At 67.2% G+C, this 12,167-nt stretch carries 15 protein-coding genes; 5 read left to right on the forward strand and 10 right to left on the reverse strand.

Features of this window, described 5'->3' with window-relative positions; translation table 11 throughout:
* Nucleotides 1–178: 178 nt before the first annotated feature.
* Nucleotides 179–1,075 carry a helix-turn-helix domain-containing protein gene (locus tag RJ05_RS00355; RefSeq protein WP_036531547.1) on the forward strand — a complete coding sequence of 299 codons (897 nt, stop codon included), beginning with the start codon at nucleotides 179–181 and terminating at the stop codon, nucleotides 1,073–1,075.
* Entirely contained in the window at nucleotides 1,072–1,272 is a 201-nt protein-coding gene (locus tag RJ05_RS00360) for a DUF397 domain-containing protein (protein WP_036531548.1), read from the forward strand. The genes RJ05_RS00355 and RJ05_RS00360 overlap by 4 nt, the downstream gene beginning before the upstream one ends.
* 136 nt (nucleotides 1,273–1,408) lie before the next feature.
* On the opposite strand, the gene RJ05_RS00365 is transcribed toward RJ05_RS00360, so the two are convergent.
* Both RJ05_RS00365 and RJ05_RS00370 read right to left on the reverse strand, forming a co-directional pair.
* Complete coding sequence (locus tag RJ05_RS00365; protein ID WP_249040451.1) at nucleotides 1,409–2,140, reverse strand: hypothetical protein; 732 nt, start codon at nucleotides 2,138–2,140, stop codon at nucleotides 1,409–1,411.
* A 132-nt stretch (nucleotides 2,141–2,272) separates the two neighbouring features.
* Nucleotides 2,273–2,854 (reverse strand): Uma2 family endonuclease, encoded by a 582-nt coding sequence (locus RJ05_RS00370; protein WP_036531549.1) that lies wholly within the window; start codon nucleotides 2,852–2,854, stop codon nucleotides 2,273–2,275.
* Nucleotides 2,855–2,993: 139 nt separating this feature from the next.
* On the opposite strand from RJ05_RS00370, the gene RJ05_RS00375 reads away from it, so the two are divergent.
* Complete coding sequence (locus RJ05_RS00375; RefSeq protein WP_036531552.1) at nucleotides 2,994–3,605, forward strand: histidine phosphatase family protein; 612 nt, start codon at nucleotides 2,994–2,996, stop codon at nucleotides 3,603–3,605.
* 243 nt (nucleotides 3,606–3,848) lie between these two features.
* Complete coding sequence (locus RJ05_RS00380; RefSeq protein ID WP_138445531.1) at nucleotides 3,849–4,184, forward strand: hypothetical protein; 336 nt, start codon at nucleotides 3,849–3,851, stop codon at nucleotides 4,182–4,184.
* A 124-nt stretch (nucleotides 4,185–4,308) separates the two neighbouring features.
* Here the strand turns inward: RJ05_RS00380 and RJ05_RS00385 are convergent, their stop codons facing one another.
* From RJ05_RS00385 to lysX, 4 genes are all read right to left on the reverse strand, one after another.
* Nucleotides 4,309–5,211 (reverse strand): cutinase family protein, encoded by a 903-nt coding sequence (locus tag RJ05_RS00385; protein WP_051016010.1) that lies wholly within the window; start codon nucleotides 5,209–5,211, stop codon nucleotides 4,309–4,311.
* 274 nt (nucleotides 5,212–5,485) lie between these two features.
* On the reverse strand, nucleotides 5,486–5,695 hold the full coding sequence (locus tag RJ05_RS00390) for a hypothetical protein (protein WP_036531557.1): 210 nt from the start codon (nucleotides 5,693–5,695) through the stop codon (nucleotides 5,486–5,488).
* Nucleotides 5,696–5,704: 9 nt separating this feature from the next.
* The gene (locus RJ05_RS29145; RefSeq protein WP_138445532.1) at nucleotides 5,705–6,085 is read right to left on the reverse strand and encodes a hypothetical protein; all 381 of its coding nucleotides are present in this window, start codon (nucleotides 6,083–6,085) and stop codon (nucleotides 5,705–5,707) included.
* A gap of 110 nt (nucleotides 6,086–6,195) precedes the next feature.
* Nucleotides 6,196–9,519, reverse strand: a complete 3,324-nt coding sequence (gene lysX, locus RJ05_RS00400) for a bifunctional lysylphosphatidylglycerol synthetase/lysine--tRNA ligase LysX (RefSeq protein ID WP_036531559.1) — start codon at nucleotides 9,517–9,519, stop codon at nucleotides 6,196–6,198.
* Between the two features lie 148 nt (nucleotides 9,520–9,667).
* Here lysX and RJ05_RS00405 point away from each other — a divergent pair, with 148 nt between their 5' ends.
* Nucleotides 9,668–9,886, forward strand: a complete 219-nt coding sequence (locus tag RJ05_RS00405) for an RNA-binding S4 domain-containing protein (protein ID WP_036531561.1) — start codon at nucleotides 9,668–9,670, stop codon at nucleotides 9,884–9,886.
* 76 nt (nucleotides 9,887–9,962) lie between these two features.
* Here the strand turns inward: RJ05_RS00405 and rraA are convergent, their stop codons facing one another.
* From rraA to RJ05_RS00425, 4 genes are all read right to left on the reverse strand, one after another.
* Complete coding sequence (gene rraA / locus RJ05_RS00410) at nucleotides 9,963–10,451, reverse strand: ribonuclease E activity regulator RraA (RefSeq protein WP_014348370.1); 489 nt, start codon at nucleotides 10,449–10,451, stop codon at nucleotides 9,963–9,965.
* Nucleotides 10,452–10,534: 83 nt separating this feature from the next.
* Nucleotides 10,535–10,900 (reverse strand): DUF5313 family protein, encoded by a 366-nt coding sequence (locus tag RJ05_RS00415; protein ID WP_036531564.1) that lies wholly within the window; start codon nucleotides 10,898–10,900, stop codon nucleotides 10,535–10,537.
* A 153-nt stretch (nucleotides 10,901–11,053) separates the two neighbouring features.
* Nucleotides 11,054–11,524, reverse strand: coding sequence for an SRPBCC family protein (locus RJ05_RS00420; protein WP_036531567.1), 471 nt, complete (start codon nucleotides 11,522–11,524; stop codon nucleotides 11,054–11,056).
* 34 nt (nucleotides 11,525–11,558) lie between these two features.
* Nucleotides 11,559–12,167: CopD family protein (locus tag RJ05_RS00425; RefSeq protein ID WP_036531569.1), on the reverse strand; the 609-nt coding region annotated here is incomplete at its 5' end.

Consider the following 12,167-nt stretch of genomic DNA (forward strand, 5'->3'; position numbering starts at 1 on the left):
AGGAGTCGTGCACGGGGGCTCGTGGGGTGACTCCCGGTCCGGGCGCGAAACCAGCACATCATCGGTCGCGCTGGCGCACAATGAAGTTCAAGAATCTCCAGGAGAATCGGATATCGCTCCAGATACATCCTCTCCAGGGGTTTTCCATCATTCACAGAGAAGGGCGGAGGCATTCATTTTGGGGGATTCACCGTCAGAAGCCGGGTCGACGCTGACCCGACGGCAGCTCGGCAGGCATCTTCGCGAGGCACGGCAGCAGAACAATCTGACGATCGCCCAGGCGGCCGCATTGATGCAGTGGAGCGAGTCGACCTTGCAGAGACTGGAGACTGGCAACTCGGAGAGAATCCGTTGGCGGGACATCCGGGAGCTGTGCGAGCTGTACAACCTGGATGAAAAGATGACCGACGCACTGGTCGGCCTGGCACAGCAGGCGCATGAGAAGTCGTGGTGGCATGAGTACGGCGACCTGATCCCGCCGACCTTCGACATCTACGTCGGGCTGGAAGCGTCAGCGCGAGTGATGACTTCCTATCAGCCGTACCTGGTGCCAGGGCTTTTGCAAACCGCCGAGTACGCGCGGGCTCTGACCTGCGAGGCTCTTCCGTCTGATACTCCGCCCGCCGAGGTGGCGAGCCGTGTCCAGCTGAAGCTCCAGCGGCAGTCGGTGGTTACCCGCAGTCGCAGTCCCGCGACGTTGAACGTTGCGATTCACGAAGCAGCACTGCTCCGGATTGTCGGAGGGCGTCACGTGATGGCAACGCAACTTCGGCATCTGGCGGATTTGAGTACAGCGCCGAATATCAGCATCCGGCTGCTGCCGTTCTCCGCCGGTGTGCCGATGGGTGACCAGATCGGACCGTTCGTGATCCTGGAGTTCGGCCCAGCCGCAAAGGGGCGCTTGCCCGAGCCGCCAGTTGTCTACGTGGAGAGCTTCGTGGGCGATCTCTACCTCGAGAAACCTGTTGTGGTCGAGAAGTACCATCGGGCCTATGAAGCGCTGATCGACAGGGCGCTGAATGAGGTGGAAAGCCGAGACTGGTTTCGGCGCAAAGCGAGGGAGTACGGCGCGTGAGCACTGACCTAACCGGGGCCGAATGGTTCAAAAGCAGTCGTTCGTCCGGCACCAGGGAATGCGTCGAGGTCGCTCACCTGCGCAACGGCCTGGTCGGTGTCCGCGACTCCAAGAACCCCGCCGGCCCGGCGCTCGTTTTCACCCCCGGCCAGTGGGATGCGTTCACGGCCGTCGTGTCGAACGGAGAATTCGCCTGACCTGAAACCACGCAGGGCGTTGCGTCGGCTTACGCCGGGCAACGCCCTGCGTGATCAGTTGCCTGCGACCGGGATCGCCTGGAGCCTCAGCCGCTGGTCGTTCACCGGCGGAACCTCCGGGCGCAGAGGAAGAGGGCTACGGAATGAGTTGCGGGTTCAGGGTGACTGCGCCGGCTCCGATTCCGGCGCCGACCAAAGCGCCGATGCCCGCGGCGGGCAGTCCGGCGATGCCTGCGCCGATGGCGGCACCGATCGCGACACCGGCGATGGCGCCGACAGCGATCGACGGAGCGGCGATCGCGGCCTCCGCCGCCAGGCCCGCGATGAAGATCGGGACATCGATGAGGCACCCGGTGGTGACGCAGCCGACGAGGGAACTGATCAGGACGCCGGCGGCAACGGTCCCGATTCCGATCAGGAAGCCGGCGCCCGCACCGATCACACCACCGACCACAGCGCCGGGGACAGCGCCGACGACCGCCGCCGGGATTCCGGCCGCCGCGGCGCCGATTCCGGCCCCGGCCAGCGCGCCCTGAGTCACCTTGTCAGGAGTGGCGACCGGGGCCGCGATGGAGATGAGCGCCTCCTCCGGCGTAGCCACGCTCCGGAAGGACACCGGCCGGCCATCGACCGTGACATTGTTCTGGTCATCGACGGTCACCGTGTGCCCATCGATCGTCATGGTCCGGTCGTCGATGAAAGCAATCTGATGACCGTCGTAAGACGTGGTGCGCTCGGCGCTGGCCGCAGCCGGCGGCGTGACCGGAGCGGCCGATGCCACATCCGCGACAGTGACGGCAACTGCCAACGGCAGCGCACAGGCGACAAGCGCCCGGCTGAAGATTCTGGTGGTGCGACGAAGTGCCACGTTCCCCCCTCGGTAATCACATCTCAATAGGACGTGATCATTGAATATCAGCGAAAATCGGCGGGGCAAATATCGTGACGCGACCGACTACACGGCAATTATGTGATGTGGCACATAATTGCCGCGTGCTCGTCAGAGCCGATCGATCTCCGACAGATCGATATCGATCTCGAACGGCACGCTGACCTTCAGTCGATCGTGGAAGATCCCGCTCGGCGCGTAGGCGCCTGTCGCTGGGTCGAGCTCGTATACGTAGACGACTGGTCGTCCGTCGATGTTCTCCACTCGCCAGAAGTGGGGGATGCCCGCTTTCGCATATAGCTGGGGTTTGCGTTCTCGATCCCTGGTGCGCGACTCCGCCGACACGACCTCGACCACGAGGATCACGTCAGCGGCCTGATAGGTCGTGAGGTCGCGACCGCCGTCGGCCTCCTCGCCAATTACGAGAACATCCGGTTCCGGCCGCTGGTTTCGCCCGAGAGTCACCGTCATCGCGCGGCGAATCCGCACGCAATCAGGCGCGCACCTACGCAGCCCGGTCTCCACGAGCGTGACGGCGAGCATATGGAACTCTGTTTGCCGCGCCGCGAACACGAGGCTTCCGTCGATCAACTCGGTGTGCGGCGGGAGGCTGGGTAGCAGATCCAGATCTTCCGCGATGAAACCTCCCGGCGGTGGACGCAACCACTGCGGGAACGGCTCGGGGGTCGTCATGCAGCGAGTGTGGCATTGATACGGGGGACGGCGCGGGCCAATTCATCGGAGGTCACGGAAACCGCTTGGCGAGTGAGGGGAGGACGAGACCAACCGTGCCCGCTGCGCGCCGCGGACCCCGATACGGCACAGTATTGGTGTGCAGTTGATTCTCGTTCGCCATGCCCAGCCCGTTCGGATCGAGCAGGTCGAGGGGGCGGCGGATCCGGGGCTGGCCGGGGTGGGGGTGGAGCAGGCGGAGCGGGTGCCTGCGGCGCTGGGGCATCATCGGGTCGCGCGGGTGGTGAGCAGTCCGCAGCGGCGGGCGCGGGAGACGGCGGGGCCGACGGCGGCGAAGCTTGGGCTCGAGGTTGAGGTGCTGGACGGGCTGGCCGAATACGACCGGGACCTGCCCGCCTATATCCCGATCGAGGACGCCAAGGTGGAGTTCCGCGCCGAATACGACCGGATCAAGGCGGGGCATCTGCCGTCGGTGATCGACGAGCCCGCGTTCAAGTCGCGGGTGCTCGACACCATCACCGATATCGCGGTGCGCGCCGACCACACCGACACCGTGGTCGCGTTCGCGCACGGCGGGGTGATCAATATCCTGCTCCAGGACATTCTCGGCCTGGCCCGGCCGCTGACCTTCCCGATCGACTACTGCTCGATCACCCGGGTGCTGTTCTCCCGCACGGGGCGGCGCACGGCCGCGACCATCAACGAGAACGGGCACGTCTGGGAACTGTTGCCGCGCAATATAAGCGCGTGAACGAGCCACGCGTCCGGTCGCTCATCAGGCACGGGAGTAAGCCGCCCACCTCTGAGCGACAACTCGCGCGGTTGTCGCTCAGAGGTGGGCAGAGCACCTACCGCCCCGTCGGAGCCGGCCGACTGATCGTCCCGATTCCCAGCCGACTGCCAGCACCGTCCCACCGAGGTCCCAGCGACGGCGACTTTCCTGGAGTTCGTGCACCGCGGACGCGGTACATGTTCCGGGAGAAAGGGATCGACGTTGCACTCCACGAAACTGTCTTCTGCTCGGCGGATCGGCCTTCGGGTCGCGGTGGCGGGCGTGCTCGCCGCGGTACCGGTGGCGGCGGTCGCGGCCACCGCATCGGCCGAGGCGCCGAGCGCAGCCACCACCCAGGTCGTCGAGGCCGCTGCTCCGGTCGCGGCGAGTGCCGATGAGGTGAGCCGTCCCGGGCCGCACCCCGGGGAGCACCGCGACGGTGAGCGGCGCCTGCATCTGGATGATCACCGCCCCGATGGACCGGGTCCCGTCGGTCCCGGCCCGCGCATCCTGCATCGGGTACTGCCCGGCGCTACCGGCTCCTTCGGCAGCAGCTGACGGTTCGCGGGCCGGGCGTTAGTTCGCCGGCAGTGGGCGGCGGGCTACGCATGGTCCCGCAAACGACTACGGCCACCGTGCTCGGCAGATGCCGGACACGGTGGCCGCAGTGCGGAACGGCTGATCAGGCCATGCGCGCGAACCAGTTGTGCATCCAGGTGATGGCGGTCTGGCCGCCGCCGACCTGGTAGCTGCCGTACTTGGTGTGGGCGTGCGAACCGTAGAACTCCTCCAGCTCCTTGATCCGCTGTTGGTTGGCGGATTCGGTGAGCTGGGACTGCAGGGTCGGGATACCGCCGTGGGCCATCAGATCGTTGATGATCGCGCCGGCTTCGAGCTGGTAGCGCCACATGTTGGCGGGGTTGGCGTCGGAGCTCTGCGCGAGGAATCCGGCGAACCGGGTGACGAAATCGTCCGAGGCGGTCGCGCAGTACAGGTCGTCGACGGCGCAGATCGTGCGTACCCGGTCGTGGATCCAGCCGAAGCCGCCGACGCGCGGGCCACCGCCACCGGCGCCACCGGCGTGCGGGCCCACCTGGATGTCGTTGGGCGAGCGCCGCGGATCCGAGATCAGGCCGACACCGGCGATCCGGCTCGGCGGAACGACGCCGACCCCGGTGCCGATCTCCGCGGCGAGATCGCCTGCGGCATCGGCGCCCTGGCTGTAGCCGACCAGGCCGATCTTGGTGGCACCGCACCGCTGCGCCATCGCGCCGACGAGGCCGCGTGCCTTGTCGGTGGCTTCCCGCTTGGACTGGCCGTAGACGTCGCCCTCCCACGGGAACGCGGTGGCGGCGTAGGTGACGTAATCGACCTTCGTCTCCGGTCCGAGCCCGTTCGTCACGCCGGACAGCATGCCGGGCTGTGGCTTCTTGTCATGGCCGGTTTCCCAGGTTCCGGGGATCGCCACCACGTACAGACTCGGGCATCCGGGCGCGGCCGTTGCCACCGCGTTACCTCCGACAACCAACCCGGATGCGATCGCCACGCACGCGCCCAATGCTGCGGCAACCTTCTTGAACTGCATACTGCTCCAGTCAACCCATCGCCCCAGGTGGGGCGTTCCCGTACACGCTGTCGCTACGATGCTGAACTCGCCGGATGGCGCACCGGTGCACACGAAGTGAACACCGTTCCACCCGCCGAGTGCGCATACCCGGATAACATCCGGGCCCCGACGCACACACCGCGAATAACAATAGGGCTACAGCCGAATCGCCGCCAACCGAATGCGATCGGATGTCCGGTTTCCTCTATCGACGCGGCCGCGGATCCGCGAGCCGAGCGAGCGATGTGCCGGTCTAGTAGTTCTGCGGCGGATACTGCCCGCCGGGTGGTGGTGGATATTGCCCACCGTGCGGCGGGTACTGACCGCCCGGCGGAGGGTACTGCTGTGGCGGGTACGGCGGCTGCCGCGGCCCGTCGTTCGTACGGACCACCAGCCAGACGATCAGGCCGACGATGCCGGCGATCACCAACAGGCAGAGGGCGCTCGCGAGGAGAATGACCATCGCGGACTCTCAGTGATTCTGCGGCGGGTACTGCCCACCCTGCGGCGGATAGGGGTTCTGGCCCTGCTGGGGGAACTGCTGCTGCGGCGGGTACTGGCCACCCTGGGGCGGGTACGGATTGTTCGGGTCCTGCGGGATCTGGCCCTGGGGCGGGATCTGGCCCTGCGGCGGCTGGTTGTTCTTCTTGCGCTTCATGAGCAGCACGACCGCCACGATGATGGCGAGAATGGCGACGACGCAGATGAGCCCGATGATCAGGCCGCCCTTGCCCTTCTTCCCCTTCTTACTCCTCGCGGCTTCCAGATCGATGGCCGAGGCCCATACGTCCTGGCTCGCCCAGGTCGAGTGGTCGAGGGTGGTGGCACTGGTCAGCAGGTCGAGGTAGTACAACGAAAGATCCCCTATCCGAAAAGTGTCGGCCGCCTCCTCCTGGCGCGCCGGATCCCCCACACTATTGCCCGAGCGCCCCGCGTGCGAAACATACGCCGGACGAGTTCGATTCAGCGCGGTTTCACCAGCGGGAACGGCAACGTCTCGCGGATGCTGCGGCCGGTGATCAGCATGACGATGCGGTCGACGCCCATGCCGAGCCCGCCGGTGGGCGGCATGGCGTGCTCGAGGGCTTGCAGGAAGTCCTCGTCCAGTTCCATGGCCTCCGGGTCGCCGCCCGCCGCGAGCATCGACTGCTCGGTGAGCCTGCGGCGTTGTTCGACCGGATCGGTGAGTTCGCTGTAGGCCGTACCTAATTCGACGCCCCATGCGACCAGGTCCCAGCGTTCGGCAACGCCTGCGATGCGGCGGTGGCCGCGGGTGAGCGGGGAGACCGAGGTGGGGAAGTCGATGTAGAAGGTAGGTTCCTCGGTCCGGTCCTCCACCAGGTGCTCATACATTTCCAGCACGATCTGACCGGCGTCCCAGGAGTGCTGGTACGGGATCGTGTTGGCGTCGCACAACTCTCGCAGCCGCGTGACGTCGGTGCGCGGGGTGATCTCGGTGCCGATGGCCTGCGAGATGGCTCCGTGCACGGTTTTGACCGGCCATTCACCGGAGATGTCTACCGCCTCGAAGGTGCCGTCGCCCTTGGGGCGCATGGCGACCATCGCGCCGTTGGCGGCCAGGGCGGCGTTCTGGATCAGCTGACGGCACAGGTGCATCATCCGCTCGTAATCGCTGTGCGCCTCGTACGCCTCCAGGATGGTGAACTCCGGGTTGTGGCTGAAGTCCACGCCCTCGTTGCGGAAGGTCCGGCCCAGTTCGAACACCTTCTCCACCCCGCCCACGCACAGCCGTTTGAGGTACAGCTCGGGGGCGATGCGCAGGTAGAGATCCAGATCGTAGGCGTCGATATGGGTGCGGAACGGGGTCGCGTTGGCGCCGCCGTGCACCTGTTGCAGGATCGGCGTCTCGACCTCGATATAGCCCCAGTCGGTGAGCGAATCCCGCAGCGACCGCACCACCGCGCTGCGTTTGGCCAGCACGTCGCGGGTCTCGGGGTTGATCATCATGTCGACGTAGCGTTGCCGGACCCGCGCCTCCGGATCGGCGAGGCCCTTCCACTTGTCCGGCAGCGGGTGCAGGCATTTGCCCAGCATTCGCCAGTCCGCGACCAGCAGCGACAGCTCACCGCGCCGACTGCGCCCGATCCGCCCGCTGACCTCGATCAGATCACCGAGGTCGAAGAACTCGCCGAACTCCGCACACCGCTTGGCGCCGAGGCGTTCCCGGTCGAGCACCAGCTGGATGTCGTCGGACCAGTCGCGCACCACCGCGAACACCACGCCGCCGTAGTCGCGGATGCGCAGCAGGCGACCGCACACGCGCACCGTGGTCCCGCGCGGTGACCGGCGTGCCGCCGCGACGGTGTGCGTCGGCGGATACGCCACCGGGTAGGCGTCGATGCCGGTGGCGGCCAGTCGATCCAGCTTGTTCATCCGCACCCGCACCTGCTCGGGCCTGCGGGCCAGCTGGAGTTCGGCCTCGGATTCGGGCGGTTCGGGCGGGCTGCCGTCGGCGTGCAGGCCGGTGATGGCCGGCGGGACGGCGCTGTGGCGTCCGGTGTGGGTGGCGGGGTCGGGTTCGGCGCCGAACCGCGGCAGGAAGCCTTCGGCCAGGCCGCTGGCCATCGCCACCCGCGGCAGCTGCCTGCGCTCCTCGAACAGGAAGAACCGCGGCACCCAGATCGGCTGATACTTCACATTCGACCGGTACAGCGCCTCGAGCTGCCACCACCGGGAGAAGAACAGCAGCACCCCGCGCCAGGCTCGCAGGATCGGCCCGGCGCCGATGCGCCCGCCCTCCTCGAACACCGAACGAAACACCGCGAAGTTCAGCGAGATCCTGGTGATGCCGTACTGGTCGGAGGTGAGCGCGAGCTGGGAGATCATCAACTCCATCACGCCGTTGGGACCGAGCGGGTCGCGTCGCATCAACTCCAGCGACACCCCGGTGCGGCCCCACGGCACCATCGACAGCATGGCCAGCACCCGGTCGTCGGAGTCGACGGCCTCCACCAGCAGGCAGTCGCCGTCGAGCGGGTCGCCGAGGCGGCCGAGCGCCATCGAGAAGCCGCGCTCGTTCTCGGTATCGCGCCAGGCCTCGGCCCGCGCCACGATCTGCGTGAATTCGTCGGCGGGGATATCGCTGTGGCGCCGGATCCGCACTCCCATGCCTTGCCGGCGCAGCCGGTTGACGGCTTGGCGGACCGGCTTCATCTCGGCGCCTGCGAGGGAGAAGTTCCTGGTGTCGAGCACGGCCTCGTCGCCGAGCCGAAGCACCGACAGCCCGGCCCTGCGGTAGGCGGTCGCTCCGAGTTCGCTCGCGCCCATCACCGCGGGCGCCCAGCCGAACTGGTCGGCCAGCCGCAGCCAGGCGTCGATCGCCTGCGGCCACGCCTCCTTGATGCCGATCGGGTCGCCGCTGGCCAGGCAGACGCCGAGTTCCACCCGGTAGGTGATGGCGGCCTTACCGCTCGGCGCGAACACCACCGCCTTGTCGCGGCGGGTGGCGAAGTAGCCGAGCGAATCCTCCACGTCGGAGCGGGCCAGCAGCCCGCGCAGCGCGGATTCGTCGAGCCCGGTCATGGCGTTGTCGGCGCGCTGGGAGCGCAGCAGCACCATGAACGCACTGAGCAGCGCGACCGCACCGAACAGGCCGAGCAGGAAGTTCACGAAATGATGCGGCGAACCGTCGAACTGCTCGTTCTCCACCAGGATCGCGCCGGTGACCCGGTATACCGCCCACAGCGGGCGTTGTGCCCCCGCGGGCAGCGAGCCGGGGAACATCTCCACCAGACCCCAGCCGAGCAGGCAGCCGAGGGCCGCTCCGCCCACCAGCGCGAGCAGCGCTTTGCGGCCCGCACCGCGGCGGACCCGGGTGTAGAACTCCGGCCAGGCGGCGACGAGCACGCCGATCACCGCCACGTGCACCACGGCCGCGACCAGCGCGTGCACATCGCGGTCGGCCAGGAAGGCGACGACGTTGTCGAGCACCCAGGTCACCAGATAGATGACGAGCAACCACCAGGCGATGCGTTTACGCCCGGCCGTCGCCGCCGCGAGCAGGCCGACCACCAGCGCCCAGACCAGGCTGGTGTCGGGGGCGTCGAAGTAGTAGTCGTCGATGTAGTGGCGGGGCGCGTGGGTCAGATAGCGCAGCGCGGGCGACAGGCTCCACAGCAGACAGGCCACCGCGAACACACCGAGCACCAGCCCGGTGTAATGCGGGACCTCGGCCAACCGGCCGCGCCCACGATGCGGTACCGGGGCAGCGGGTCTGCTCGCGGATAGCTCGGTGGTCGTGCGTAGGTCGTCTGGCGCGGAAGTCACCGATCCAGTGTGACCGTTGGGGTGGATTTGCCGGTCGTTTGTCGCGGCGTGTTCGCGACCCCTTTGGGACGTCTCGGAAATGCCGGAACAGTGCCGGATGCTGGGCCGCTGCGCTGTCGGGCGGGCCGGGGGAGTAAGTATTTAGGTCATGTCGGAACCAGTCGATGTGCCGATCGATGACGAAGCCATTCGGCTCGGCCAGTTTCTCAAATTGGCCAATCTGATCGATTCCGGTTCGGAAGCGAAGACGGTGATCGCCGCGGGTCTGGTGCGGGTGAACGACGAGGTCGAACTACGGCGCGGACGGCAGTTGCACGTCGGCGATGTGGTCGCCCTCGCCGGTCACCAGGCACGAGTCGCGGAGTAGGCGTACCTCCGCCTTCGCTGCGGCCATGCGCGGATTCGGGGCGGGCTGCGTCCGGCTGTGTTCGTGCGGTCCCGGGTCAGTCCTCCGCGCGTACCACGACACCGTCGTGATCGCTGTAGAGCATGTCGCCGGGGACGAAGGTGACCCCGCCGAACTCCACCGGCACGTCCTTGTCGCCGGAGCCGGTCTGGGTGCTCTTGCGCGGGTTGGTGCCCAGCGCCTTGATGCCGATGTCGAGGGTGCGCAGAATCGCCGAATCCCGCACCGCGCCGTTGACGATGACGCCGGCCCAGCCGTTGTCGACGCCGCGACCGGCGATGATGTCGCCCACCAGGGCGGTATGCACGCTGGCACCGCCGTCCACGACGAGCACCTTGCCCTCGCCCGGTTCGCTCAGCGTCTGCTTGACCAGCAGATTGTCCTGGAAGCAGCGGATGGTGGTGATCCGGCCGGAGAATGCCGCGCGGCCGCCGAACTGGATGAATTGGGTATCACAGCTGCGAATCTCGGGGCCGATTTCGTCGGCCAGGTCCGCGGTCGCCACAACATCTGTCGGTTCGGTCATGGCCCTCAGCTTAAAGGTGGCCGGCTTTCACCCCGAACGGACCGCTCGGTATGGGGGCCGGTCCGTTCCAGGGGGCACGAAAGTTATCGATGTCCGTAGCGCAGTTCGTACATCTCGCGATCGTGTTCGGAGATCTTGCCGTGATCGACCAAACCCGGATCGAGCCCGTGCTGCACGAGTCGATACCGGCGCCACACATAACTGAGCGCGACCGTGAAAATGACCAGCGGAACGATCATCATCACGATCAGCCCGATCTTGAGCGGCATCGGCCCGGGAAACAGCAGCACCAGCGCGAAGAAAGGAATGATCGGTCCGATGAACCGCACGAGATAGCGTTCCATGGCCCCGTGCCCGACCAGGTCGTGGACCACCCACTCATGCAGGTCCGCAGGAAGTTCGCGGCCCAGATCGTAGGCAATGCGCTGCCTGAAGGTGGGTTTGTTCATACCTCGAGGCTATGCCTGTGAGGCAAGCCTCCGCCAGGGGCGGAAAGCGGGTTTACGCAGGAATTCTTTCCCGCCGGGCAGCCGGAACCGAGCGCCCTTCGACCGGGCCGGAGAACGGTCGGCCGCGGCGGATACGCGGCCGACCGGAACCGCTCATTCGGTGCCGGCGGCCCCGCGGGTGCGATGGAACTCCTCGATCTGCTTGGTGAGGTTTTCGGTGCTGTGCTTCACCGCGATCTTGACGAACGGTTCGATCGTCCTACCCAGCGCCTTGCCTGCCAGGCCGCCGCCGACCCGGTAATCGACGATGGCGTCCACGGTGCATTTCTCGGCGCCCTTGGCGTGGAACAGGAAGGTCGACTCGACGTCGAAACCCTTGATCGACTTCACGCCGATGGCGAAGTTCTCTTCCCAGCGCACGATGTCGATCCTGGAATTCAGCGAGACCGGACCGAGCTTGATATAGCCGTCGAACCTCGCACCGAGACCTTCGGTCTGCGAACCCACCGGCGTGAACTCTTCGACCTCGCGCAGAAAGCGCGGCAGGTTGCGGTAATCGTTCACGTAGGCGAATGCGGTCTCGGCCGAGGCGTCGCAGTCGGCGACGATCTTCACTTCGGTCATGGCGCAACTGTAACCGGGGGTTCGCGCCGTTCTGTCATGCCGTGACGGCCAGCGTCGCCGCCAGTCCGAACGCCGACCCCATCACCACCACCTCGATGGTGGCCCGGCGCAATGAGGCCTCGGCGGGCATCCGGTGGCCGGCGGCGCGGCCGACCCAATCGCGGCGCCACCACCAGCCGAGAGCGAGCAGCACGGCCAGGATCAGCGTCTTGGCCAGCAGCACCCGTCCGTATCCGGTCTGCACCAGCGGTGCGACACCGCCGATGCGGACCAGCCCGTTCACCAGACCCGTCACCGCGACGAGCGTCACCAGCGGCAGCGCCACCGCGGAGTAGCGCGGCAGTGCCAGCGCCCATTCGCCGCGGGACCGGACCACCAGCGCCAGCCCGATCAACAGGCCGAGCCAGGCGCCCGCGGCCAGCGCGTGCACGGCGGCCAGCACCGAGCCGAACGGCTGCTGCGACATGTGCCCGGTGATCGGCCGCAACGTCAGCGCCACCGCGGCGAAGACCAGCACCAGATCGGGTGACGCGGTGTCCGGGCGCCGGAACGCCAGCGCCGAATAGCAGGCGATGGCGCCGGTCCCGAGCAGGATGGCGATACCGACCTGGCCGCCGCTGAGTTCGGTGAGGAAGGTGCCGAA

Source organism: Nocardia cyriacigeorgica NBRC 100375 (assembly GCF_000308555.1).
Taxonomy (GTDB): Bacteria; Actinomycetota; Actinomycetes; order Mycobacteriales; family Mycobacteriaceae; genus Nocardia; species Nocardia cyriacigeorgica.

Coding starts and splice junctions, on each gene's coding strand:
- RJ05_RS00370 (WP_036531549.1), bottom strand. CDS start 2,854: ATGACGACCCCCGAGCCGTTCCCGCAGTGGTTGCGTCCACCGCCGGGA.
- RJ05_RS00385 (WP_051016010.1), bottom strand. CDS start 5,211: ATGCAGTTCAAGAAGGTTGCCGCAGCATTGGGCGCGTGCGTGGCGATC.
- RJ05_RS00390 (WP_036531557.1), bottom strand. CDS start 5,695: ATGGTCATTCTCCTCGCGAGCGCCCTCTGCCTGTTGGTGATCGCCGGC.
- RJ05_RS00405 (WP_036531561.1), top strand. CDS start 9,668: ATGTCGGAACCAGTCGATGTGCCGATCGATGACGAAGCCATTCGGCTC.
- rraA (WP_014348370.1), bottom strand. CDS start 10,451: ATGACCGAACCGACAGATGTTGTGGCGACCGCGGACCTGGCCGACGAA.
- RJ05_RS00415 (WP_036531564.1), bottom strand. CDS start 10,900: ATGAACAAACCCACCTTCAGGCAGCGCATTGCCTACGATCTGGGCCGC.
- RJ05_RS00420 (WP_036531567.1), bottom strand. CDS start 11,524: ATGACCGAAGTGAAGATCGTCGCCGACTGCGACGCCTCGGCCGAGACC.